Here is a 24,860-nt window from a genome sequence, read left to right as displayed (position 1 = left end):
GGAGGCTTATAATGGAAAAAAATACATATCCGGTAGAAAGCTGGAAAGTTACAGAGAAAAAATTTTTAAAAGAATGGAATTATAGAAATGAGACAACATTTGCTCTTTCTAATGGATATATCGGTACAAGAGGAACTTTTGATGAAGGTTATCCTTTTACAGTAGATGAAGGTTTAGAGGGAAACTTTATTAATGGTTTCTATGAAAGTGAGAATATAAGATATGGCGAGTGGAATTTTGGATTCCCTAAAAAAAGCCAATCATTACTTAACCTTCCTAATCTAAAAAAGACAACTCTCATATTTGATGATGAACCATTTGATTTATTTACAGGAGAAATCAAAGAATATGAGAGAAGCCTTTTGATGGAGGACGGTGAAGTTATAAGAAATGTTTACTGGAAATCACCTAAAGGCAAAGAAGTAAAAGTAACTTTTAAAAGATTAGTGTCTTTTAGTGATAAGAATTTAATGGGTATACAGATTAAATTTACACCATTAAATTTCAGTGGAAAAGTTAAGATAAATTCATTCTTTGATGGAGCAGTGGAAAATCACACAAGCACTACAAACCCATTAATTGATTATGGCCCTTATGGAAAACATTTAATTCCAAGAGGACTTGATGTTAAGGGTGACACACTTATATATGAAGCAGAAGTGAAAAATAACAAATTTACAATGGCATGTGGAAGTGTTTGTAAGTGTGGTGGAGAAATTACAGATAAAGATATTCAGGAAGAAACTGCTGTTGTTACATATCAATTAGATGTAACAGGGAATGAAGAATATACTTTTGAAAAAATCATAGCTTATTCATCTGACTTAGATATGGATAAAGACAAGTTATATGGCTTTATTCAGGAAAAATTAGAAAAAGGAAATGAATTAGGTTTTGACGGCTTAGAAAAATTACAAAAAGAATACATGCAGGAGTTCTGGAAGAAGGCTGACATTAAGATTGAAGGCGATGATCAGTTACAGCAGGGTATCAGATTTAATTTGTTCCACATTATGCAGTCAGCAGGTCGTGATGGTAGAACAGGTATGGGCGCCAAAGGTTTAAGTGGTGAAGGTTATGAAGGTCACTACTTTTGGGATACAGAAATGTATGTACTACCTGTTTTCATTTACACTGACGCAGAACTTGCAAAACAGTTATTAACTTACAGATATGATACTTTAGATGCGGCAAGAGATAGAGCTAGAATTCTCGGTCACACAAAGGGAGCATTATATCCATGGAGAACAATTAATGGAGAGGAAGCGTCAACATATTTCCCACTTGGTACAGCACAGTATCATATAAACGGTGATATTGCCTATGCTTACAAATTGTATTTTGATATTACAGGAGACTATGACTTCTTAATTGAAAAAGGAGCAGAAGTTTTAATTGAAACAGCAAGAGTATGGGCAGATGTTGGCTGTTTTGCAGAGTGCAAGGATAATAAATATTGCATTTGTGCAGTAACAGGACCTGACGAATATAACGCAATTGTAGATAACAATTTCTACACTAACTTAATTGCCAGAGAAAATTTAAGAAGTGCAGTTTGGGCTTTAAATAAAGTAAAAGAATTAGATAAGGAAGCTTACAACAAGTTAGTTAAGAAGTTAGATTTCAGTGAAGATGAAGTTGAGTATTGGGAAAGAATTATTGAGAATATGTATTTCCCATACGATGAAAAATTGCAGATTTATCCACAGGATGACGGCTTCCTTATGAGAAAGCCATGGGATGAAAGTAAGATACCTGAAGAAAAGAGACATTTGCTTTATGAAAATTATCATCCACTGTTTGTTTACAGACAGAAGATGGCTAAGCAGGCAGACGCAATTCTTGGTATGTTACTTTACAGCAATTACTTTACTAACGAAGAGTTAAAGAGAAATTATGATTTTTATCAGACAGTTACATTGCATCATTCATCTTTATCAACATGTATTTTTGGAATTTTGGCAAGTCAGATTGGATATGATGATGAAGCATATAAATATTTCTCACAGTCTGCAACAATGGACTTAGAGGATATGCATAACAACTTTTATGCAGGTATCCATGCTGCAAACATGGCAGGTACATGGCAGGGCATTGTATTTGGTTTTGCAGGCGTAAGATCAAACAGAGGTTATTTAGAAATTAATCCAAAGATTCCAAATCAGTGGAACTCTTATGAATTTAATATTCAATATAAGGGAAGTGATTTAAGCATAAAGATTACAAAAGAGGATGTAACTTATCAGTTACTTAATGATGTGGAAATCAGTTTTGAAAGTTTAGGTGAAAGCCTGACATTGAAGAAAGGAGAAAAATATGTACAAAAAATATAAAGCCATATTTTTCGATTGGGACGGAACAGCAGTTATGTCAAGACAGGCACCTGTGGAAGAAACAGTTCAGGCAATGAAACCGCTTCTACAGAAAGGCATAAAATTAATCATTGTTAGTGGAACTACATACGATAAGATTGCCGGTGGAGAAATTCATAAGTATTTTACAAAAGAAGAAAATGAAAATCTTTATTTAGGTTTAGGCAGAGGTGCTTTTAATTACCAAATGGTTGATGGTAAGCCGGAAGTTTTTGCAGACTGTATTCCAAAGGATGAAGATTTGCTAAAAATACATGATATATGTTATCAGGTTCACAGATATCTGTTAAAAGAATATGGCTTGAAAACTGATATAGTTTTTTCAAGACCCAATTACTGCAAAATTGATTTAATGGTAGAAGATTTACGTGGTGATCAGTTATTTATGCAGGCAGATGAAATGTCAAAATTAAAAACACTTCTTAGTGACCATGGTTTAAAAAATGGTTTAAGAGATTTAATTGACATTTCAGAAAAAATCGGAAAAGAAAATGGCATGGAAGTGTCAGCTACATGTGATGCAAAATATTTGGAAGTTGGTATTTCATGTAAAAGCGACAATGTTGATACTATTTTTGAAGAAATTTCTAAGGAAGGCATTTTGCCTGAGGATTGTTCATTTTGGGGTGATGAATATGTTGGCATAGAAGAAGGCTTGTATGGAAGTGACAGTTTTATGCTAACAGAAAAAACAAAGAATGGTGATTTCTTTGATGTATCATTACTTGAAGGAACAAGACCTGAAAAGATTCAGGTAGTAGGCGGTAGCGTTGATACATTTATCAATTTCCTAAAAGAGCAGAATCAGTAGTAATCAAGAGTAAAATTGATAAGAACAAAAGATAAAAAGAACTGATAAAAGTCAGAATACATAAGAAAAATAAACAGGAATAAATGAATTGTAACAATGGTTTAATTGTTAGTTATAAAAGGAGCGAAACGATGAAAATTATCATAGCAGATGATTACAAGGACATGAGTAGAAAAGCAGCTAATTATTTGTCAGCACAGGTGATTTTAAAGCCGGGCTCAGTAATTGGTTTGGCAACAGGTGAGACTCCTATTGGAACATATAATCAGCTTGTAAACTGGTACAAAAAAGGTGATATAGATTTTTCTCAGACAAAAACTGTTAATCTGGATGAATACAAGGGCTTAGAGGGAACTCACGAACAAAGCTACAGATTCTTTATGAATGAAAATCTTTTTGACAGAATTAATATTGATAAGAAAAATACATATTTACCAAACGGTATGGCAGAAGACGAAGAAGCTGAATGTGAACGCTACAACGGCATCATTGAAAAGTTAGGTGGCATTGACATGCAATTATTAGGAATTGGCTTAAATGGTCACATAGGTTTTAATGAACCGGGCGAATCATTTGAGAAGATGACACATTGTGTTGAACTTACTCAAAGTACAAAAGATGCAAATCAGAGACTTTTCAAACCGGGAGAAAAAGTGCCTGAAAAGGCATTTACAATGGGAATCAAGTCAATTATGCAGTCAAAGCATATTTTACTTATTGCCAGCGGAGCCAACAAGGCTGAGATTGTTAAGGAAGCTTTCTTTGGACCTGTAACTCCAAAGGTACCGGCATCAATTTTACAGTTACATAATCATGTAACAGTTATTGTAGATAAAGATGCTGCTAAGTATATTCAATAATTTACTTATAGAGAAAATTTGTTTAATCAAACAAATAATAATTACATAAGATAAAATAGCATGAAGTGAAATCTACAAGGAAAGTGTATTTCATAAAGTGAAATTCGCAAAAGAATATTTCAAAAAAGTGTATTTCATAAAAAGGGATTAGCCACTGTTAGTTTGTGTAACAATGGCTAATCCCTTTTAATATGTAATGGAAATTCTTCGAGAATTTCCGTTATTCCAATAAAGACACACTTAGGTGTGAAAATAAATTAGTTGCGATTAAGTACGCATCCAGTGTGAAGAACATCGCAAGGGATGTTTTGTGTTGTAAAAATTAACTTTTAGTAATGATATACTTTTCGTTTGTTAATAAAGAAGAAGGCTGTAAAGCACAATGTTAAAAGTTCTGCAACAGCAACGGCAATCCAAATACCGTTAATTCCAAATAGGATTGGAAGTGTCATTACAACAATAATCTGAAATACCAGTGTTCTTAAGAAAGAAATAGTAGCTGATATTAGACCGTTGTTTAGTGCTGTAAAGAATGAAGAACCATATATATTAAAGCCGTTAACAAGGAATGTAAGGCAATAAATTCTGAAACCGTGAACTGTTAGGGCAAACAAATCCTTGTCATAACCTACAAAAAGTTTAGACAATGGTGATGCTATTGAAAAAGAAAGAATCGTTAAACATACACCACATATGCTAATAAATGACAGACTTTTTTTAAATAGATTTTTTAGCTCAATATGGTTCTTGGCACCGTAATGATAACTTACAATTGGAGCACTACCAATTGAGTAGCCGATAAATATAGCAGCGAATATAAAGTTTACATACATAATAGTTCCGTATGCTGCAATCCCGTCTTCACCTGCAAATTTCATAAGCTGCAAATTGTATAAGGAATTAACAACGGAGCTTGATAAATTAGTCATTAATTCTGATGAACCATTTGTGCACGCTTTAAGCAAAATTCTTCCTGAAAAAACAGGTTTGCCAAGTCTTAGCAAACTTGAGTTTTTTCTTGAAAAATAAATAATAGGAACAAGCCCACCAATAAATTCACCACAAACTGTTGCACAAGCAGCACCGGCAACGCCCATTTGCAAAATGTAAATAAACACAAAATCAAGAATCATGTTAGTAACTCCCGCAGACACGATTACGCACAAGCCAAGCTTTGGCTTAGTAGCAGTTACAAAGAAACTTTGAAATACATTTTGAAGCATAAATGCAGTTAATGAAATAAAAGAAATTCTTCCGTAAATCAAACAGTTGTTAAGCAGGTCACCTGTGGCACCAAGAGCAATGGCGATTGGCTTAACTAAGAAAAATCCTAATATTGAAACAACAATGCCGCCAATTAAAGTTGTATAAACAAGCATTGAAAAGTATTCATTAGCTTTTTTCTTCTGACCTTTACCAAGGGTTGCTGCCACAATGGCACTACCACCTGTACCAATCATAAAGCCCAGCGCAGAAAGTCCCATCATAAGTGGCATAATAAGATTGACAGATGCAAAGGCGGTTTTCCCAACAAAGTTAGATACGAAAAGCCCGTCTACAACACTGTAAATAGATGTAAAAATCATCATAACAATTGATGGTAGTACGAATCTAAATAATTTTTTATAAGTAAAATGATCTGATAATTGTATATTCATGTTTTCTCCTAAATAATAATTTGGTTAAAGCTTAGAGATACTGTCTTTTAAAGCCTGACAGTAGTCGTTAAAAAGTTTCAACATTAAGTTGCATTCATCTTTCTTCATACAGGAAAAAGCTTTATTTTCCATAGCTATGAGAGGAAAGATTTTTTTTTCACAAAACTGTCTGCCCTTTGGGGTAAGGTAAATGTGCATTTGTCGTCCCTTACCGCTGGTTAAGGTTAAAAAATCATCTTTTTCCAATCTACGGATAGATGAATTGATTGTCTGTTTTGACATTGAAAGCATAGTGCTTAGGTCTTTTTGCAGGCAACCGTCACCTGTTTCGCAAATAGTATATAAGATTACAAATCCGCTATCAGATAATCCAAGCTTCAAAGCTATGTCATGATAGATGCCATCAAAAGTCTGATAAATTCTGTTAAATGCCATTAAGTTAGGGCTGATATATGCTTTATTAAATTGTTCCATAACAATACTCCTTTGCAATTGTAACTAAATCTTATTAATAAATAAGTTAGGTAAAATAATTTAAAATATTTGCATTTATAAAAATAAATAGGCTTAATAAGTCCGAAAGCATACTTTACACATTCTAGTATGATTTCGGACTTGTGTCAACTATTATGTTTTAGTAAATCACTAATTTTTTCTTGACTAAATATATAAAATAGTATATATTACTTAAATAAATAGTTCATAAAGTGAACTATTTTAAAAAGAAAGAAATAGGAAGTAACAGAAAATGAAAGATAAAAATTGGAAAGACATGATAGAAAAACATGGAGAGCTTAGATTCTTCAGTAGTATGGCAATAAAGAAAGCCCACAAAGGTCAGAGTACATCAGCACAGGAACTGGATATGCTGTTTAGAGTTGCCTTGTCCAAAGAAAAAGTAACACCCGGTTACTTAAAAGATGCAATGGGCATAAGCAAAACAATCATAAGCAGATTAATAGAGCAACTAGAGAGCAAGCAGCTTATAGAAAAAATCCGCACAAATGAGGATAAAAGAAGTTATACATTGATAATAACTGAAAAAGGAAAAAAAGAAATTGATGATATGTATTACTATTATTTAAATCCACTATATGCATTAAAGGAAAATATGGCGGAGGAAGAATTTGAACAATTATTCAAACTAATAAAACAGGCAAATAGTATATTGGCAAAATAAACCGCCAACAATATAAAATCGAAAATATAAACAAAATCTGCGGTTAATAAAAATTAAAGAAAGTGCTTGGAACCCGTCGGTTCATCAAGGCAGCGTAGTCGGCTTGATAGAACCGCTACGAGGTGGAAGCAGCGGGAGCGTGCTTTCGTAATTTTATTAGACGCAGATTTGGAAATAGTTTAATTTTAGCAAATACAGATTGGTGATAGCTAAATTTTATTAGCCGCGGATTATTAAAAGTTGTTTAACATAAATGAAAGGAATAGAAGATGACGTTTTATCAGGAATTACAGTTAAGCTCAACAGGCTCAAAACAATTAATAAAAAACACAACAGACAAAAAAGAAAAAACACGACACATTTTAATTTATAATTTCAAAGTATATTTGGTTGTAGCATTTTGCTTTTTGGTAGTAACAGCATTTAGCATGATTTTTGGAAATGACAACAGTGTGCCGGGAGTTGTGGTACTTCTTGCAATACTTGTGTTGCGACAGGCAGATTTTGGAATAAAAACAACCCATGGACTAATCTCAATAGCCGGGATATTTGCAATATTAATAGTCGGTCCAAGGTTAAGCAACATGGTTGATCCTTTTACAGCCTTTCTTATTAATATTGTTTGCATATTTTTACTAATGATGTTTGGATGCCATAATGTAATAATGTACAATCATTCAACTTTTGTACTGGGATATTTATTACTTCAAGGTTACGATGTTTCAGGAAAAAGTTATCAGTTACGTGTAGTCAGCCTTGTTGTAGGTATGCTAATTTGTATGGGGGTTTTTTATAAAAATCAGAAAAACAGACCTCATAAAAGAGGTTTTATGGATATTTTTAGAGAATTCAATATACACTCTGCTAGAAATAACTGGTATTTAAAATTAACACTTACAGTTTCAACAGCAATGTTAATTATTAATCTTTTAAATATACCAAGGGCAATGTGGGTAGGAATTGCCTGCATGTCAGTATGTGTTCCATTTTCCAGTGACATTGCACCAAAGGCAAAGAAAAGAGCACCATTTAACATTGTGGGCAGCCTAATATTTGTTGCCCTTTACTATGCCCTCCCTAAGTGGGTGCATCCATATATTGGAATTATAGGTGGAATTGGTGTTGGTTATTCAGCCGGCTATTCATGGCAGACAGTTTACAATACATTTGGAGCGTTGTATATTGCCTCTGGAATTTTCGGTGTAAAGACAGCAGTATTGTTAAGAATTTGTGCAAATATTTTTGCTTCATTATATACAGTTTTGTTTGACCATGTATTTAATAATGTATTTTCATATATAAAAAATAGAAAAGAAAATTTAATAACGGAATAACAATGCTTAAAACAAAAAAATATAGATGTATAATTAAGAAATTTAAGAGAAGAAAAATTCAAATTAGAATAATAACAAAGTATAGTTTAATATAAAATAGTTGAAAGTGATAATTACAAAAGTTTCCAAATCGAATATATTTTAGCAGGTATAAACTGACTCCTTTTATTAAGAATAATAATTAGATGAATAAAAGTTATTCTTGGTAAAAGGAGTTTTTTATGAAAGATAAAATTTTTGGTGTGTTGCAACGTATAGGAAGATCATTTATGTTGCCTATTGCAATACTACCTGTGGCTGGGTTATTGCTTGGAATTGGCAGTTCCTTCACAAATGAAACAATGCTTAAAGCCTATGGTTTGTGGAAGTTAATGGGACCGGGAACAATTGCAAATGGGATTTTCAGAGTTCTTAGTGATGCAGGGAATATTGTATTTACCAACCTACCTATTATTTTTGCAATGGGCGTGGCAATTGGTATGGCAAAAAAAGAAAAAGAAGTTGCAGCACTTTCAGCAGCAATTGCTTTTTTTATAATGCATGCATCAATTGGAGCCATGATTACAATTAACGGTGGAGCGGAAAATATGCTTAGGGGTGCAACAGCCGATGTAGTAGGTATTACCTCTCTTCAAATGGGTGTGTTTGGTGGAATTATTGTAGGTTTAGGTGTGGCGGCACTTCACAACAGATTTTACAAAATTCAATTACATCAGGTGTTGTCCTTTTTTGGAGGTACTAGGTTTGTACCCATTATTAGTGCGTTGGTTTACACATTGGTAGGAATTTTAATGTTTTTTGTTTGGCCGGTAATACAAAACGGTATATATTCTGTGGGGGAATTTGTTCTTAATTCAGGTTATGTTGGCACATGGGTGTACGGATTTATGGAAAGACTTCTTATACCATTTGGTTTGCATCATGTATTTTATTTACCGTTCTGGCAAACAGGAGTGGGTGGAACCATGGAAGTTGGCGGCCAGTTAATTGAAGGGGCTCAGAATATTTTCTTTGCCCAGTTAGCAGATCCAACTGTTTCAAAATTTGCAGTTTCTGCAACCAGATTCATGTCAGGTAAATTCCCTTTAATGATTTTTGGACTGCCGGGGGCAGCACTTGCAATATACAAAACTGCAAAGCCTGAAAAAAGAAAAGCAGTATCAGGTTTGTTATTGTCAGCAGCCTTAACATCTATGATTACAGGGATAACAGAGCCCATTGAATTTACATTTCTTTTTGTAGCACCTGTTCTTTACGGAATACATTGTGTGTTGGCAGGACTTGCATATATGCTTATGCATTTATTTAACGTTGGCGTAGGAATGACTTTTTCAGGTGGACTTATTGATATGTTTCTATTTGGAATAATGCAGGGAAACAGAAAGACAAGCTGGATATGGATTGTGGTAGTTGGTGTAGTGTATTTTATCGTGTATTATTTTCTTTTTACACTTCTTATTAAAAAAATGGATTTGAAAACTCCAGGTAGAGATGATAGCGATGAAGTAAAGCTTTATAACAGAAGTGATGTGGAAGCAAAAAAAGGTAAGAACGATTGGCAGAATGATAAATCTGCAAATGAAGAAGCAGCAGACAAAATTTCCCAAATGATTTGCAATGGACTAGGTGGCAAGAAAAATATTTCGGATGTAGATTGCTGTGCAACAAGACTTAGATGTACGGTTTTTAAATCTGAACTTGTAAATGATGATATTTTAAAAGCATCTGGAGCTTCGGGAGTAATTCACAAAGGCAACGGCGTGCAGATTATTTATGGACCGAAAGTTACTGTAATAAAATCTAATTTGGAAGATTATTTAGAAACTGCGGAAAATATAGAATATGTTGGTGAGAAGTCTGGAAACAGCAACGATAGCAGGCATGAAAGAATTAACAGTAGTGAAAATAATGGTGGCAGTTTGGAGAAGCAAAATAATGAAGATAAGATTGGAAAGTTTCCATTAGACACTAAAATTATCTATAGTCCAGTTATAGGCGTGGCAAAAGATTTAAGTGAAGTAAATGACGAGGCCTTTGCAAGCAGAATGATGGGAGACGGAGTAGCAGTTACACCAACAGATAGTGTTATTAAGGCTCCAGCAGATGGTGAGATTTCTTTTGTCTTCGATACAAAACATGCAATAGGTTTTACAACAGATGATGGGGTGAGCCTGATTATCCATGTGGGAATTGATACTGTAAAGCTACAGGGAAAAGGTTTTGAAATTCTAAAACAAAAGGGTGAGAAGGTGAAAAAAGGCGAGCCAATAATGAAAATTGACATTGATTATTTGAAGAAAAATGCACCATCTCTTGATACACCGGTTATGTGTACGGAATTAAAAGACAATGAGAAAATCCGAGTAATAAAAGTAGGAGAAGTCAAAGCCGGAGAAGAACTTTTCGCGATTGATATTTATAAGTAGAGGGTAAGGTTTGGAAATTTAAAAAGTTAAAAATAAAATAGCCGTAGATACAAAATAAAAACAGATATAAAATATGAAAAATTAAGATGCAGAAAAAAGATATGTTCTTTAATCTGCATCTTTTATTATGTAATAAGAAACGTTCCACTTTGGATGCGCACTCGCACGAATGGAAAAATATTGCTAAATAGGCACGCGCTGGTTGCGTAGAATGTCGCAAGCGACATTCTTTGCTCTGTTATATATTGTTGTATAAATGATTGATTTGAGTTTTTCATATATTAATAAGTTATATAAATTATTAACTATTTCAAGGACTAGCTCTGGGATAGTAAGTTGAAAAAATCAAGGATTATGTTAGGAATAGCAAATTGAGAAAATTTAATATTCGTTTAATGTTTCTTTTGTAGGATTGATATTGGCATAATAGCTATTGCGCAGAATAATAGTTATTACACAGAATTAAAAAAATATTTATGATTAAATAAAGTAGAAATACGTGTAAGAAAATAGTTATAAATTAATGGTTGGCTATCGGGGACAAATTAAAAATGAACCCTGATAGTGTTAAATAACCTATGAAATTGAGTTGAAGAGAAAAAACTTATAAATTAAGTATTTCAGGAGGTGGCAGAATGAAAATTTTAATTATAGAAGACAAGATATTATGATTCAAATGATGGAGAATTTTTAAGCCAGGATACCTATAGAGGCACAGGAACTGACAAAAATACATGGAATCTATATGCATATTGTGCTGGAAATCCGATAAATTATGTTGATCCGAGTGGACATTGGGTAGTTGGTGTGTATTTGGAATTACAAGCAGCATGTGTATTGGGTGGAGTTCTCAGCTTTGGAGTGAATGCAAATGAACATGGCTTTAATGTAACAGTTACACCAGGGGTACAATTCCAAATAAATGCTTCGGCTAGTTGCTCAGTGGCTTTTGTATGGTTTCCACGTATGAAAAGTCTTAAAGAAATGTTAGGATGGGGGCTAGATTTATCAGCAGCTTATTCTTGGGGAGCATATGTTTCAACAGGAATATCATTTGATTTTGCAAATATGAGAGGAGGAGCAAAAGGATCAGGGGGTGGATCAGCAAGTTTATTTCCAGTAACTTTGGGCTCTAGTTTTACATATACAAAAGAAATAGGATATGTAAGTTATAAATCATTAGATAAAATGAAAAGAAATCAAACTAAAAAGAAAAGTAAATGGGGATTCACATATAAGTACACAAAGAAAAAGAACTATGTTAAAATTAAAGTGTCAAGGTTTAAAAAAACAATTAAATATTATTATAAAAAGAAGAAAATAAAATTATAAGGTGAGGTAATGATGACAATAGAAAAGAATAAATTAAGAAAAATGGAGAGAAGGTCATTAGTGATGATTGTGATAATGGCTTTTATACTTTTTTGCTTTGAAGCATTAGCAATGGTTATAGCAAAGAGCTGGGAAGACATATTAATTTTAATAGCAGGATTCATAGTTGCAACTATTATGATTTTATTTCTTATATATTATAATAATATGATTACTATATATAAAGTTGAATACAAAACAGGTAGCGTTATATTTTATTCCACATTGAAAAAATATTATATAAATGGACAGGTTAGATTGGAGGAGACAGTAAAAAGTTTTGTCATAAAGACAGCTGGAAAGCGTTTTCTTTTTCCAAAGTATAATAAATTCCCAGTGGAAAGAGATAGGTGTTTTACCAGTGATGAAATGGAAGAAATATTAAATAATTTAAATCAATATTAAAATGAATTTTAAAAGCCGGAAATATAGATATTACTGTACCGACCCCCAAAAGTTAGACCTAAAAATCTAACGATTGGAGGTCGGTATTTTTATGGCAAAATACAGTTATGAATTCAAAAAGCAGGTTGTTGAAGCATATCTTAGTGGTGAAGGTGGCTATGAATACTTAGCCAAACGATATGGTGTACCTGCCTGGTCAAACATTAAGAAATGGGTTCGGAATTATGAAACTCATGGTGACAAAGGACTTATGCGTTCGCGAAAACAAGATAAATACTCTTTTGAAAAGAAGCTTTCTGTTGTAGAATTATATTTAACAAGTGAACTCTCATATCAGGAGCTGGCTCTTCGTGAAGGAATATATAATCCCTCTCAAATCTGTAAGTGGGTAAATGATTTCCAGATCGCCGGTCCTGATGCATTGAGACCACATAAGAAAGGTCGCAAGAAAACATTGGGTACATCAAACAAAAAGTTAAATATTGAACAAGATACAACTACAGTTCCAGTTGATACCAGTACTGAACATGTAAAAGAACTTGAAGATGAAATTCTTAAGCTTAGAATAGAGAATGCATATTTAAAAGAACTGAGGAGGCTGCGTTTAGAGGAGGAAGCTCTTCTGAAAAAACAGCGAGAATCGTCCACAGCCTCCGGGGAGAATTCAAACTAAAAGACATTCTCGCAGTTGTTGGTTTTCCAAAGGCAACATATATGTATTGGCAAAAAAGATTTGATAGAGAAAATCCAGATATAGAATTAGAAGAAAAGATTCATGAAATACATAAACGTAACAAAGATTATGGCTACCGTCGCATGTGTGGTGAACTCCGTAATCAAGGCTATATCGTGAACAAGAAGAAGGTTCAACGCATTATGCAGAAATATAATCTTCAGGTGATGTCATTTACGAGGAAGAGCCGTAAATATAGTTCTTACAAAGGTAGAATTGGAACGGTTGCTCCTAATAGAATCAAAAGAAGATTTAATACACATATACCTCATCAGAAGATTACAACTGATACAACAGAGTTTAAATACTATGAAGTAGATTCTAAAGGTAAAATGACAATGCATAAGCTATATTTAGATCCATTCATGGATATGTTCAATGGTGAAATAATAAGTTATGGAATAGATAAACGTCCTTCAGCAGCAAATGTGATGAATGCACTAAATGAAGCCATTGAGGTAACTTCTGACTGCCCATTTCGAAGGACCTTTCACTCAGATCAAGGATGGGCATATCAGATGAAAGCTTATTCACATAGACTTAGAGAAGAGAAAATATTTCAAAGCATGTCACGAAAAGGTAATTGCCTTGATAATTCAGTCATGGAAAATTTCTTTGGTCTGCTTAAACAAGAAATATACTATGGAACTGTTTATTACAGTTATGAAGAATTGAAAACTGAAATTGAAAAATATATAAGATATTACAATGAAAAAAGAATTAAAGAAAAACTAGGATGGTTGAGTCCAGTCCAATACAGACTCAGCCTCTTGGTTGCATAAAAAATGCGTAACAGATATTAAAACCTGTTACGCAATAAAAGTCTAACTTTTTGGGGTCACATCATACGTTCTATATTTCCGACTTTTTTTATTTGATTAGCTCAATAAAAGCTTTATGTATCTGTAAATCGTCATCTAATTCAGGATGAAAAGCAAAAGCCATTTGATTTTTATATTTTACACCAACGGTTTTGCCATCAACAACAGCCAATGTTTCAACAGCGTCTGTAGTGTCTGAAACGTAAGGGGCGCGAATGAAAGTCATTGGAACTTCACCGATATTTTTTACAGTTCCTGTAGTATGAAAGCTTCCAAGCTGTCTGCCGTAGGCGTTACGCTTAACGGTCATTGGAATTGTGCCAAAATGACTTGTAGTGTCATTGTCAATTTGAGAAGCCAAAAGAATCATGCCGGCACAGGTTGCCAAAACAGGCAGCTCATTTTCGATTTTTTCTTTTAAAATATCATACATTCCAAGTTCCCGGAGGAGTTTTCCCTGAACTGTACTTTCTCCACCCGGTAAAATAAGTCCATCAATATGGTTTTCAAGGTCAGAGGCTTTTCGTAATTCAATAGATGAAACGCCAAGTTTTTCTAAAACCTCTGCCTGTTCTATGAAAGCTCCCTGAACTGCCAAAATACCAATAGTCATAAAAGCCTCCTACTTACCACGTTCTGCCATTAAAAGAGCAATTTCCTGTTCATTGATTCCAACCATTGCTTCACCTAAATCTTCAGAAAGTTCTGCGATAAGTTTGGCATCAGTGTAGTTTGTAACTGCCTTAACAATAGCGTTAGCACGTTTTTCAGGATTTCCTGATTTGAAAATACCTGAGCCAACGAATACACCCTCAGCACCAAGTTGCATCATTAACGCAGCATCAGCAGGAGTAGCAACACCGCCGGCAGCTCTAATGTCTGCTGGGATTCTTTCAAGTGCCATAACTGCACAGGCTCCTGCAGCTTCTGCAATTTTTGCTTGCTCAGGTGTTGTAACGTCCATAATAACGCCACCCTTTAACATTTGTGCCAATTCTTTGTTTAACTGATATCTTTCGCTCATTTTGAACCTCCTATGTCTAATTCCTTTTGTTGTAGAAATCTTATGGAAAAAATCATAATACGAAAAGTGGGTATAGCAAAATAACCAAAAAATACATAAACAATAAGACCAGATTAAGATGCGGAACAAAAATATAAAAGATGTAAGAAAAGTAAAAGAACGAAAAAAACAGGATAAAGTGAAAAATATAGATTGAATATTTCACATTGATTAAAATATGGTTTAAAGTTATAATCTATTAGGTTGTAAGAAAGATTTTTTTGAAAAAACAAAAAGACCTGTAAACACTTTCATAAGATAAAATAAAGAATGAGAGATTAAGTAAAAATGATAGAGAATCACAAGAGTAATTTTTGTAAAGGATTAAAAGGTGGAATCCCTATTGCATTAGGGTATTTTGCTGTATCTTTTACATTAGGAATTCAGGCAAAAAATGTTGGAATTACAGCATTTCAGGCGGCAGTAACAAGTTTCGGTCTTCATGCATCAGCAGGAGAATACATAGCTTTTACATTAATAGGTGCAAATGCTAACATTTTGGTAATGGTATTGATGGAAATGATAGCAAATGCAAGATACCTGCTTATGTCATGTTCATTAAGTCAGAAAATTCCCGCAGATACACCAATGTGGAAAAGACTTGTAATGGGATATTTTATAACTGACGAAATATTTGGTGCCTCAATATCTGTTTCAGGAAAGCTGGATCCATATTATATGTTTGGATTAATAGCTGTTGCTTCTCCAGGCTGGGTAGTTGGCACAGCACTGGGAGTGATTATGGGAAATGCCCTACCACTAAGAGCTGTCAGTGCATTAAGTGTAGGCTTGTATGGCATGTTTATTGCCTGTATCATACCGGAAAGCAGGAAAAATAAAATAGTGGCAGGAGTAATTATTGTAAGTTTTGTGTTAAGTTATATTTTTAGTACATTGTCAGTTTTCAAGGGAATATCTTCCGGAATCAAAATAATGATACTAACTGTAATTATTGCAACAGTTGCGGCAATATTATTTCCGGTAAAGGAGGAGAATCATGAATAACATATATGTATATATTTTGGCTATGTCATTAGCAACATATTTAATCAGAGTGCTTCCTTTAACCTTGATTAGAAAAGAAATTAATAACAAATTCATTAAATCTTTTTTATATTATGTGCCTTATGTTACATTGGCTGTAATGACTTTCCCGGCAATACTAACATCCACACAGACTATGTGGTCAGGTTTAATTGCTTTAATAGGAGCAGTGATTTTAGCTTGGAAAGGCGGTAATTTATTTCAGGTTGCAGTTACAAGTTGCGTACTTGTATTTATTGTAGAACTTATAATACATTAAAAAATTAATTTATAAAACATTAAAAAGCTATGGATTAGCATTAAGTTTATACAAGTTAAACTTAACAGTTAGTCCATAGCTTTTTCTTTAATGGATAGCATCTTAACTTTATTATCAGGATGCATCATATAATATTTTTTAGTCAAAATAGCAACACCGCCATTTTGTGTAACGTTAGAAAAATGAAAAGGCGGGGAATAAAAAGTGGAAATTATATTGAATATAATTGTGTACTGCAGTTTGTATTATTTGCGATGCTAAGTTGTGCAGAGATTTATTTGCTAAAAACAAAGTTAAAAAAAGAAAACAAGGTGAAAAACAGGAAAGAAAAATAATAAACAATAAAACAATAGGAAAAATAGCAAATTTTAGTTAAAAAGATGTAAAATCAGTTGAAATTAAATATATTTATAAAGTATAATAATCTCCAAATAAAAAAATATCAGGAGGTAATTATGAAAAAGATTACAAAACTATTAACAGTTGCTTCAGCTATGCTTGTTATGATGTTAGCAATGACATTTACAACGATGGCAGCAACTACAGTAACACCAACACGAGCAATGACAGGTAGTGAGAAGGCGGTAACACAGTCATATACTTTTAATCAGGACACTGTTTTAGAGAAAAAACTTTTATATAACACAGCAGGAGTAGTGATTCCTGTTAAAGTTAATGAAAGTGGTGCATTAGAAATAAATGTAAAGGCAAACAAAGTAGAAAAGACTTTTTACATGACACTTTACACAGATGCAGCTTGTACAAACAAGGTATCAGGCTTGTATGATAGTTTTAATGTGGGAGATTCAAACATCACAAAATATGTAGCTTTAGGTTCAAAGAATACATATTATTTACGTTTGGAAACAAACTCATTCTATACACCTAATAATGAGCAGTTTACTGACTCAATTACAGTATCATATAGATTTTTCCCAAGAGCAGAAAGAACTATTAAGTCTGGTCAGACAATTAAGTATTACAGAAATCAGGGCTCAGATATTTATACATTTAAGTATAAGGCAGAAGCAACAGGAAAAGTTACAGTATCATTACCATATAAGTGGGGAAGTTATTTAACATTTAAGAATCAGAAGAAGAGTGATATTCTTACTGAACAGTGGGTATCATCAATTTATAGTTACAAATATAATGTTTATGTAAAGAAGGGTGCAGTTTACTATTTTGTAACAAAATCAAATGGTATTAATGCCAATACTTTACAGTCTATTAGTATTAAGAATACAGCCGTAAAAGTAAAAATGGCTACAAATAGAAAAAAAGCAATTACTATTAAGAATAAAAAGTCAGCAAAATGTTTAATTACACCGGGAGATAAGTCGGCAAAATGGTATAAGATTTCCTTAAAGAAGAATCGCCATCCTTATTTTGACTTGAGTGGTGATGTAACAGGAGTTTGGAAACTTCAGATTTGCAATAAAAAAGGAAAAGCAATAAAGAACATGACATTTAGATGGTATGGTAGCAAGAGCAAGATAACAACATGGGGTGGCTGGAAGAAAGGTACATACTATTTCAAGGTTACACCAGCTGATTCAAAATCATATGGTCTTGCAACATTTAAATATAAACAGGCAAAATAATTTCATAAACAGACAAAATAACTTTGAGGGGCATACAGCCCCTCATTTTTTGTAATAAGAAATTCCTTCAGAATGTCGCAAGTAACATTCTTTGTTTAAATTTCAGATTTTCGTTGCATAAAAATATTTTTAAAATTATACTGATTGTAAATTACGAAAGAAAAGTGGGGCAGATATGAAAAACATAAAGAAGAAGATACTTATTGTTGAGGACAGTGAGTATTATATGAATCTGGTAACAGATAGTTTGATTAACATAGAAAATACTATTCTTTATAAGGCAGAAAATATTTCTGAAGCTTATAGAATCGCAATGGAAAAGAACATTGATGTGTTCATTGTTGATGTGGTTTTAGACACGAAAGTTTTAGGAGATGTATCAGGGATTGTTTTTGTAGATCGTATTCGAACAGTTCCAAGATATAGATTTTCGCCTATTATCATTACTTCATCTTTGGAAGATCCCAAGTATCACGCATATAATTATCTGCATTGTTTTAGATATTTTGAAAAAACGTATGACGTTTCAGAATTGGTGGAAACTGTAAAAGAAGCTCTAGAATTTAAGCAAAGTGAAGACATAGAAAAAATAATATATTATAAAAGGCAGGGAATTCTTTTCTCTTTAAGAACAAAGGATATTGTGTATGTTGAAAATCATAATAAATATATTGTTTATTGTTGTAGGGATGGAAAATATAAAGCACCATACAAGTCCTGTAAGAAAATAGTGGATGATATAGCATCAAATGATTTTATACAGTGTAACAAAAATACAGTTGTAAACCGGCAGTATATTCATAATATCGATGGAATAAACCGTTATATTACACTTGTTGAAAATCGGGGAAAACTGGAAATTGGACCACGTTTGAAAAAAGAGTTTTTAAGGAGATTAGAGAATGATTGAGTTCTTATTTTTACTGGTAGAAATACTGGCTATTGTTTATTTAATACATAATATAGTAGGTGTTTCAGTTAAAGTTGATGTGTATTTAATTATGTTGTTAGCAATTGGCTTAGGAATAACAATAGCTATTATTAATGATTTAATATGGGATAAAGGGGTTTGCATAGTGTATGGACTTCTTGGACTATACGTGGTTGTAGAATTGAAGAAAAGAATGGTGGATGCAATATGTATTTGTGGTGTGACATTGTGTCTGGTTACAGTTTTGCAGACAGTTTTGTTCTTGCCAATGGGGTTGCTTTACTATTTGGTGCCTTATGAAGATTTGCTGGTTCTAATAACTAATGGCGGAGTTTTTATTATTTTAAAATTACTAAAGAAAACTAACATATACAGTAAGACTAAGGAATTTCTTGAAAATAGCGGGATAAAAATAATTATATCTATGTTTGTTCTAATATACATTTATTTTTATTTTGCCCATATTTTCAAAATTACAGGTAAAATTCCTATCGAAATATATGCCATGATGTTGGCGTTCATGTTGGTTACTGCGTATATAATTTACAGTTTGCAAAAGTCCAATTACATGCTGAAACTTAAGGAAGATGAAATAAATATTTCAAGAATGTGCAGTGAATCTTTTGAACAGCTGATTAATCATGCAAGGAAAAATCAACATGATTTTCATAATCATCTTTTAGCAATCAAAGGGATGCAACATTCAATAAAAGATTTTGATGAATTAGTAAAAAAACAAGAAAAATATATTCAGAAAATAAAAGAAAATAACAGATACGACAGTATATTGTATACAATACAGGAACCTATTTTGGCAGGCTACGTTTTTAACAAAGTTTCAGAAATAGAAAATGAAAAAATCAGAGTTCATTATAATTTTGCTGTTACCACAAAAAGAATCGAATACATATCAATATTTCATTTAAATGAAATAATTGGAATACTTTTAGATAATGCTAAAGAAGCAGTTGAACAAATGGAAGAAGCTAGGCGAAATATTAATTTTCATATAATGGAAACAGTGGATAAGCTGACCATTAAGGTTACAAACATTAGTGAAAAAATAGAACAGAATAAAATTATAGAACTGTTTAAGGAAGGGTATAGTTCAAAAGAAAATCATGGTGGACTTGGTCTTAGAAAAATTAAAGAACTATCAGACAAGTACAGTTATGATATTATGCCTTACAATCAAGTGATTAATAATGAAAATCATATTGTATTTGAAATTGTAATTTACAAGTAGAACATATTAAGTTGGAATTATAAACCAAATACAAACAATATTGTATATAAAATTTCAAGATATAACTAGAATGAAAATAAAAGATGAAGTATTTTTGTTAAACAGAAACACTTCATCTTTTTACTTTTAATATTCTTCAAAATCAGGATATTCTGGCTCGCCTAAAAGACATAAACTGAATTTTGAAAATCTAATCCAAATAGTTAATGCAAGACAAAAATTGCAAATTGTATGCATTGTAGATAATTTGATTTTTCTCATTAATACAGACCTCTCTTTCGTAAAATTTTGGCAACTACAAGTTGAAAAACATGAAGCAGAATAGTTTGGTAAATAACCTGTATATATAAATTTCCAATTTCCATCAAATTGAAAATGCCAGCTAAAATAATAAAAAATATAATTACACTAACAGAAATAATCTTGCATTGGATAATTATTTTCTCGTTTGCCTTAGGTCTGAGAGGTGAGGCTATGGGACCGACTTTTAACAATGCATGTATAAAAATAAAAGAGGAAACAACCATAAAACCATACGAAACCGTAACTAAGTCAGGCAAAATCATAGTAGTCATCAGAAACAGAAAAAGTGTTGAAATAAAGCACATAAAGTAATTATTAAAATGTAGACCACCGCCATTAGTTCTAAGAATAAATAGAAAAATAAATGAAATTGCAAATACATCTAGTCTATGTAAAAAATAAAATATTATTGTAAGTAAAAAAATTTTACTGGCTTCATAAACAATACATGTAAGAACATACTTTGCCATTAGCAGTTCATTATGAGTGTAGTTGTATTCAGTTTCAAGTTCACTAAATATATTCATTTAAAACTCCCATACTTTTATTAGCCCAAAAGCCATTTAAGTATAGAAGCAATTACAGGAAGTAAACGAAAATTATGAAAAAGTATGTTAAATGGCAAAAAAACGCACAATAAAAATAATAGAACAGGGGAACAGAGCCGCTAGGCAGGAAAAATATAATCACCTTAATTTTAAAATTATGGTATAATACAATAGTTACATATTTATTAATTACAAAATGGAGAAAATATGAACTTAGATAACGAAAAAAGTAGTAAAGGAAAGTTCTTTGGATATTTAATATGTACAGACTGTGATGGAACACTTACCTATGATATTGGAAAGGTTTCAGAAAAGAACGTTAGGGCAATTAAATATTTCCAAAGTGAAGGTGGACTGTTTACACTTGCAACAGGTCGTTTTCCTAATCATTTGGAAATGTTTAAAGGACAATTTGAAATTAATGCCCCTATGGCTTCTTTAAATGGAACATTATTATATGATACAAAAAATAATAAGCCCATAAAAACATGGACGGTTTCATCGAAAAAGTGTCTTAATATGATTAAGTACATATTAGAAAAATATGATATATGGGAACTTTGGATTAATGGTGTTACAAGTGAAGGCAAATTCACCGGTGTGGGTTATAAGCCTTCTGAACATAAAAAAGGTGATGGCAGTATAGATGAAACATTTAATGAGATGCCTTTTGAAATATTCAAGATAGTAGTAATGCAACCGGAGAATTTAACATATATTATTCAAAAGGATTTAAAAGAAAAGTTCGGTCAGGAATTTAGATTTGATACAAGCTGGGCTAACGGGCTTGAAATACAAAGTATTGACAGCGGAAAAGGTGTTGCTGTTAAGTACATAAAGGAAAATGTATGCAAAAATGTTCATACTACTATTGGCATAGGTGATTATGAAAATGATTTGTCATTACTTGAAAGCTCTGACATTGGCTATGCTGTAGATAATGCTATAGACAGTGTGAAAGAAGCAGCAGACAGAATAACAGTTGCAAATACAAATGATGCAATAGCTGCCATAATTGAAGAACTGGAAAATAACATAGATGCAAAACAATAGGAGAAAAGAATGAATAAGAAAGTTAAAATAACAGCTATAGCGTTAGTGGTTATAGTGCTTTTAGTAATACTTGTAACTTGCTTTAGTAATAAAGAAGATACGAATAATATAAATGAAACAACTGTTGAAACAACATCAGCTAAAGAAAAAATAAAAACAAATTTTACCACAGAGAGAGAAGAAGAAGAAGAAGAAGAAACAGACACAAAAGAGTATGCAACTTTACCTGAAGTAACTGAAACAGAGAATAATGAAACAACTGATTATTTTCAGAATGTAAGTGTGTATGAGGAAACAACAAAGAAAAGTAAAAAATCAAAAAAGAAGAACACAGATAAAAAAGAGTCAGAAGCATATCCTGGTGAAAATGATGGTTGGTCACCAATTGTATCTCCTGATGATTTAGATTAAAAACAGGAATAGAGGTATAAAATGGATGACAAATTAGTTGTAAAAACCGCTGTAAAAGTATCAACAGTGAGTATTGTACTTAATATTGTTTTAAGTATGTTAAAATTATTGGCAGGAATATTTGGAAAATCAATGGCAATGCTTTCTGATGCCATACATTCCCTTTCAGATGTGTTTGGCTCCATAATTGTAATAATTGGGGTGAAAGTTTCAAAAAAGAAGGAAGATGCAGACCATCCTTTCGGCCATGACAGATTAGAATGTCTTGCAAGCCTTGCCCTTGGTGCAATATTGTTTTTTACCGGTGCAATGCTAGCCTACGAAGGAATTGATAAAATATACACTAAGGCACCAATAAGCACACCTGGAAAAATAGCATTATTTGCAGCCATTGTATCAATTATTGCAAAGGAAGGAATGTTTTGGTATACAAAGATTAATGCTAACAGAATTAATTCCGATGCATTAAGGGCAGAAGCATGGCACCACAGATCCGATGCACTTTCATCTGTAGGAAGTTTGATTGGTGTAGCAGGTGCAATGTTAGGACTAAAGATTTTAGATCCTATTATGGGTTGCGTTATTGGCTTGGTAATCATAAAAGTTGCCTTTGATATTGCAAAAGAAGCCATTGATAAAATGGTTGATAAAGCCTGTGATGATGAAACAATAGAAAAAATGAAAAAAGAAGTGCATAATGTTGACGGAGTAAAAGGGCTTGACTTAATAAAGACAAGAATGTTTGGAACAAAAATTTACGTTGAAATCGAAATAAGTGTTGACGGAAATTTAATTTTAAAGGATGCACATGCTATTGCAGAGCAGGTTCATGACAACATTGAAAAGAATTTTGAATATGTAAAACATTGTGTTGTACATGTGAATCCGTATGGTTATAAGCATAAAAAGAAGCAATAGTTATCAATAAGGTACTTTATTCAACAAAAAAGCAGTTTTTTTGAAATAGTCGGTTTACACCGGCTATTTTTTGTGTATAATATATGTTGGACCGACAGATACTTAAAAAAGAAACAAAGTTTCGATTTTAGAAAGGACATTGCATTGAAACAACAAGATTTTAATCAGAAAATTGAGGAATTAGTTGCAATTGGTCAGAACAAAGCTGGCAAATTAACAACAGAAGAAATCAGAGAATTTTTTAGTAAGGACAAGCTTACTGCTAAGCAGGAAAGTACAGTTCTTACAAAAATTAAAGAACATAATGTTGCTGTTGTTATAGCCAAGAAGGATACAAGTTCTGATAATACAGCTCCTCAGAAAGAAGAACCGGAAGTAAAGGATATGTCAGACAGTGATGAAATGGTAGAAATTAATGTTGATTTAATTACTGATGTTACAGAACCAACTGACGAAGATATTGCTTCGGTAGCTGAGGACGAAGAGGATTTATTGGATTCTACAGACGAGAATTTCGAAGACGATAAGGAAAGTTCAGCAGAGTTAGATGCTATTGATTTGCTCGAGGGTGTAGGAACAGAAGATCCTGTTAGAATGTATTTAAAGGAAATTGGTACTGTTGCTTTGTTAACAGCAGAGGAAGAGTTAGAACTTGCAAAACGCAAGACTGAGGGAGATCCTATTGCAAAAGAAAAATTAATAGAGGCAAACCTACGTCTGGTTGTAAGTATCGCAAAGAGATACACAGGACGTGGAATGAGTTTTCTTGACTTAGTTCAGGAAGGTAATTTAGGTCTTATAAAGGGCGTTGAAAAATTTGATTACACTAAAGGTTATAAGTTAAGTACATATGCTACATGGTGGATTAGACAGTCGGTTACAAGAGCGTTGGCGGATCATGCCAGAACAATCCGTGTACCTGTTCATATGGTAGAAACTATTAACAGAATGTCAAAGATGCAAAGAAAGCTTACTTTAGAGTTAGGTTATGAACCATCAACTAAGGAATTAGCAGATGCACTTGAAATGACAGAAGAAAAAGTATTAGAAATTATGCAGATTGCAAGAGAACCTGCATCACTTGAAACTCCTATTGGAGAGGAAGATGATTCAAACCTTGGCGATTTCGTAGCAGATAATAATACGGTTACTCCTGAGGCAAACATTGAATCAGTAATGCTTCGTGATCATATAGATGTTTTATTACAGGATTTAAAAGATAGAGAGCGTGAGGTTATTATTCTTCGATTTGGTTTAAGAGACGGTCATCCTAGAACACTTGAAGAAGTTGGTAAGATTTTTAGTGTTACAAGAGAACGTATCAGACAGATTGAAGCAAAAGCCTTAAGAAAGTTAAGAAATCCCGTTAGAAGTAAGAAAATTAAAGACTTTTTAGGCGAGTAAACTTAACTAAAAAAGAAAAAATGCATATTAAACTTAATTTTGTTTGACAAACGTGTCGAAATAGTTTATAAAATTAAGTAGAGATTAATGAGGGTACAAGGAAGT

At 32.6% G+C, this 24,860-nt stretch carries 24 protein-coding genes and 1 pseudogene; 19 read left to right on the top strand and 6 right to left on the bottom strand.

Annotated elements, in window-relative coordinates; genetic code table 11:
• The first annotated feature begins 11 nt into the window (after positions 1–11).
• The 3 genes from ACQY63_RS05205 to nagB all read left to right on the top strand — a co-directional run bounded on the left by ACQY63_RS05205 (position 12) and on the right by nagB (position 4,043).
• Positions 12–2,333, top strand: a complete 2,322-nt coding sequence (locus ACQY63_RS05205; RefSeq protein ID WP_412334377.1) for a glycoside hydrolase family 65 protein — start codon at positions 12–14, stop codon at positions 2,331–2,333.
• Positions 2,317–3,183, top strand: coding sequence for an HAD family hydrolase (locus ACQY63_RS05200; protein ID WP_117998768.1), 867 nt, complete (start codon positions 2,317–2,319; stop codon positions 3,181–3,183). The genes ACQY63_RS05205 and ACQY63_RS05200 overlap by 17 nt, the downstream gene beginning before the upstream one ends.
• A 131-nt stretch (positions 3,184–3,314) precedes the next feature.
• Complete coding sequence (gene nagB, locus ACQY63_RS05195) at positions 3,315–4,043, top strand: glucosamine-6-phosphate deaminase (protein WP_022164971.1); 729 nt, start codon at positions 3,315–3,317, stop codon at positions 4,041–4,043.
• Between the two features lie 329 nt (positions 4,044–4,372).
• Here the strand turns inward: nagB and ACQY63_RS05190 are convergent, their stop codons facing one another.
• Positions 4,373–5,701, bottom strand: a complete 1,329-nt coding sequence (locus tag ACQY63_RS05190; RefSeq protein ID WP_412622491.1) for an MATE family efflux transporter — start codon at positions 5,699–5,701, stop codon at positions 4,373–4,375.
• A 24-nt stretch (positions 5,702–5,725) separates the two neighbouring features.
• Positions 5,726–6,175, bottom strand: a complete 450-nt coding sequence (locus tag ACQY63_RS05185; protein ID WP_022164969.1) for a MarR family winged helix-turn-helix transcriptional regulator — start codon at positions 6,173–6,175, stop codon at positions 5,726–5,728.
• A gap of 274 nt (positions 6,176–6,449) precedes the next feature.
• On the opposite strand from ACQY63_RS05185, the gene ACQY63_RS05180 reads away from it, so the two are divergent.
• The 7 genes and pseudogenes from ACQY63_RS05180 to ACQY63_RS05150 all read left to right on the top strand — a co-directional run bounded on the left by ACQY63_RS05180 (position 6,450) and on the right by ACQY63_RS05150 (position 13,932).
• A complete protein-coding gene (locus ACQY63_RS05180; RefSeq protein ID WP_302689570.1) occupies positions 6,450–6,881 on the top strand; it encodes a MarR family winged helix-turn-helix transcriptional regulator in 432 nt (143 codons plus the stop codon).
• Positions 6,882–7,150: 269 nt separating this feature from the next.
• Positions 7,151–8,215 carry an FUSC family protein gene (locus tag ACQY63_RS05175; protein WP_412622489.1) on the top strand — a complete coding sequence of 355 codons (1,065 nt, stop codon included), beginning with the start codon at positions 7,151–7,153 and terminating at the stop codon, positions 8,213–8,215.
• Positions 8,216–8,436: 221 nt separating this feature from the next.
• The gene (locus ACQY63_RS05170; RefSeq protein WP_428244825.1) at positions 8,437–10,641 is read left to right on the top strand and encodes a glucose PTS transporter subunit IIA; all 2,205 of its coding nucleotides are present in this window, start codon (positions 8,437–8,439) and stop codon (positions 10,639–10,641) included.
• Positions 10,642–11,310: 669 nt separating this feature from the next.
• Positions 11,311–11,424 (top strand): annotated as a pseudogene (locus tag ACQY63_RS05165) (RHS repeat-associated core domain-containing protein); the annotation flags it as partial.
• Between the two features lie 24 nt (positions 11,425–11,448).
• The gene (locus tag ACQY63_RS05160) at positions 11,449–11,973 is read left to right on the top strand and encodes a hypothetical protein (RefSeq protein WP_428244824.1); all 525 of its coding nucleotides are present in this window, start codon (positions 11,449–11,451) and stop codon (positions 11,971–11,973) included.
• A 9-nt stretch (positions 11,974–11,982) separates the two neighbouring features.
• Positions 11,983–12,417 carry a hypothetical protein gene (locus ACQY63_RS05155; protein ID WP_428244823.1) on the top strand — a complete coding sequence of 145 codons (435 nt, stop codon included), beginning with the start codon at positions 11,983–11,985 and terminating at the stop codon, positions 12,415–12,417.
• 91 nt (positions 12,418–12,508) lie between these two features.
• A protein-coding gene (locus tag ACQY63_RS05150) for an IS3 family transposase (protein WP_428244771.1) occupies positions 12,509–13,932 on the top strand; the annotation gives its coding sequence in 2 pieces (ribosomal slippage) (positions 12,509–12,998 and positions 12,998–13,932; 1,425 coding nt in all).
• An 88-nt stretch (positions 13,933–14,020) separates the two neighbouring features.
• On the opposite strand, the gene pdxT is transcribed toward ACQY63_RS05150, so the two are convergent.
• Both pdxT and ACQY63_RS05140 read right to left on the bottom strand, forming a co-directional pair.
• Positions 14,021–14,584: a pyridoxal 5'-phosphate synthase glutaminase subunit PdxT gene (gene pdxT, locus ACQY63_RS05145; protein ID WP_022164813.1), complete on the bottom strand. Its 564-nt coding sequence runs from the start codon at positions 14,582–14,584 to the stop codon at positions 14,021–14,023.
• 9 nt (positions 14,585–14,593) lie between these two features.
• Positions 14,594–14,995: a pyridoxal biosynthesis lyase PdxS gene (locus tag ACQY63_RS05140; protein ID WP_022164812.1), complete on the bottom strand. Its 402-nt coding sequence runs from the start codon at positions 14,993–14,995 to the stop codon at positions 14,594–14,596.
• Between the two features lie 327 nt (positions 14,996–15,322).
• Between ACQY63_RS05140 and ACQY63_RS05135 the strand changes: the two genes are divergently transcribed.
• The 5 genes from ACQY63_RS05135 to ACQY63_RS05115 all read left to right on the top strand — a co-directional run bounded on the left by ACQY63_RS05135 (position 15,323) and on the right by ACQY63_RS05115 (position 20,118).
• Positions 15,323–16,039 carry an AzlC family ABC transporter permease gene (locus ACQY63_RS05135; protein ID WP_022164811.1) on the top strand — a complete coding sequence of 239 codons (717 nt, stop codon included), beginning with the start codon at positions 15,323–15,325 and terminating at the stop codon, positions 16,037–16,039.
• The gene (locus ACQY63_RS05130; protein WP_302689591.1) at positions 16,029–16,337 is read left to right on the top strand and encodes an AzlD domain-containing protein; all 309 of its coding nucleotides are present in this window, start codon (positions 16,029–16,031) and stop codon (positions 16,335–16,337) included. Before ACQY63_RS05135 ends, ACQY63_RS05130 begins: the two co-directional genes overlap by 11 nt.
• A gap of 455 nt (positions 16,338–16,792) precedes the next feature.
• Positions 16,793–17,941, top strand: a complete 1,149-nt coding sequence (locus ACQY63_RS05125; protein ID WP_022164810.1) for a hypothetical protein — start codon at positions 16,793–16,795, stop codon at positions 17,939–17,941.
• Positions 17,942–18,116: 175 nt separating this feature from the next.
• Positions 18,117–18,851 carry a LytR/AlgR family response regulator transcription factor gene (locus tag ACQY63_RS05120; RefSeq protein ID WP_428244822.1) on the top strand — a complete coding sequence of 245 codons (735 nt, stop codon included), beginning with the start codon at positions 18,117–18,119 and terminating at the stop codon, positions 18,849–18,851.
• Positions 18,844–20,118: a sensor histidine kinase gene (locus ACQY63_RS05115; RefSeq protein ID WP_428244821.1), complete on the top strand. Its 1,275-nt coding sequence runs from the start codon at positions 18,844–18,846 to the stop codon at positions 20,116–20,118. Before ACQY63_RS05120 ends, ACQY63_RS05115 begins: the two co-directional genes overlap by 8 nt.
• 126 nt (positions 20,119–20,244) lie before the next feature.
• Here the strand turns inward: ACQY63_RS05115 and ACQY63_RS05110 are convergent, their stop codons facing one another.
• Together ACQY63_RS05110 and ACQY63_RS05105 are read right to left on the bottom strand one after the other, a co-directional pair.
• A complete protein-coding gene (locus ACQY63_RS05110; protein WP_022165675.1) occupies positions 20,245–20,379 on the bottom strand; it encodes a hypothetical protein in 135 nt (44 codons plus the stop codon).
• Positions 20,379–20,891, bottom strand: a complete 513-nt coding sequence (locus ACQY63_RS05105) for an accessory gene regulator B family protein (protein ID WP_428245278.1) — start codon at positions 20,889–20,891, stop codon at positions 20,379–20,381. The genes ACQY63_RS05110 and ACQY63_RS05105 overlap by 1 nt, the downstream gene beginning before the upstream one ends.
• Positions 20,892–21,176: 285 nt before the next feature.
• On the opposite strand from ACQY63_RS05105, the gene ACQY63_RS05100 reads away from it, so the two are divergent.
• The 4 genes from ACQY63_RS05100 (at position 21,177) to rpoD (ending at position 24,755) form a co-directional block, all read left to right on the top strand.
• On the top strand, positions 21,177–22,022 hold the full coding sequence (locus ACQY63_RS05100; RefSeq protein ID WP_412622478.1) for an HAD-IIB family hydrolase: 846 nt from the start codon (positions 21,177–21,179) through the stop codon (positions 22,020–22,022).
• 9 nt (positions 22,023–22,031) lie between these two features.
• Positions 22,032–22,433: a hypothetical protein gene (locus ACQY63_RS05095; RefSeq protein ID WP_299055548.1), complete on the top strand. Its 402-nt coding sequence runs from the start codon at positions 22,032–22,034 to the stop codon at positions 22,431–22,433.
• A 21-nt stretch (positions 22,434–22,454) separates the two neighbouring features.
• The gene (locus ACQY63_RS05090) at positions 22,455–23,351 is read left to right on the top strand and encodes a cation diffusion facilitator family transporter (RefSeq protein ID WP_022165671.1); all 897 of its coding nucleotides are present in this window, start codon (positions 22,455–22,457) and stop codon (positions 23,349–23,351) included.
• 144 nt (positions 23,352–23,495) lie between these two features.
• Complete coding sequence (gene rpoD / locus ACQY63_RS05085) at positions 23,496–24,755, top strand: RNA polymerase sigma factor RpoD (protein WP_022165670.1); 1,260 nt, start codon at positions 23,496–23,498, stop codon at positions 24,753–24,755.
• The last annotated feature ends 105 nt before the right edge of the window (positions 24,756–24,860 follow it).

The sequence above is a fragment of the Eubacterium sp. Marseille-QA0814 genome (assembly GCF_965119675.1).
Classification (GTDB): domain Bacteria; phylum Bacillota; class Clostridia; order Lachnospirales; family Lachnospiraceae; genus Eubacterium_G.
This window is presented reverse-complemented; position numbering and strand designations above follow the sequence as displayed.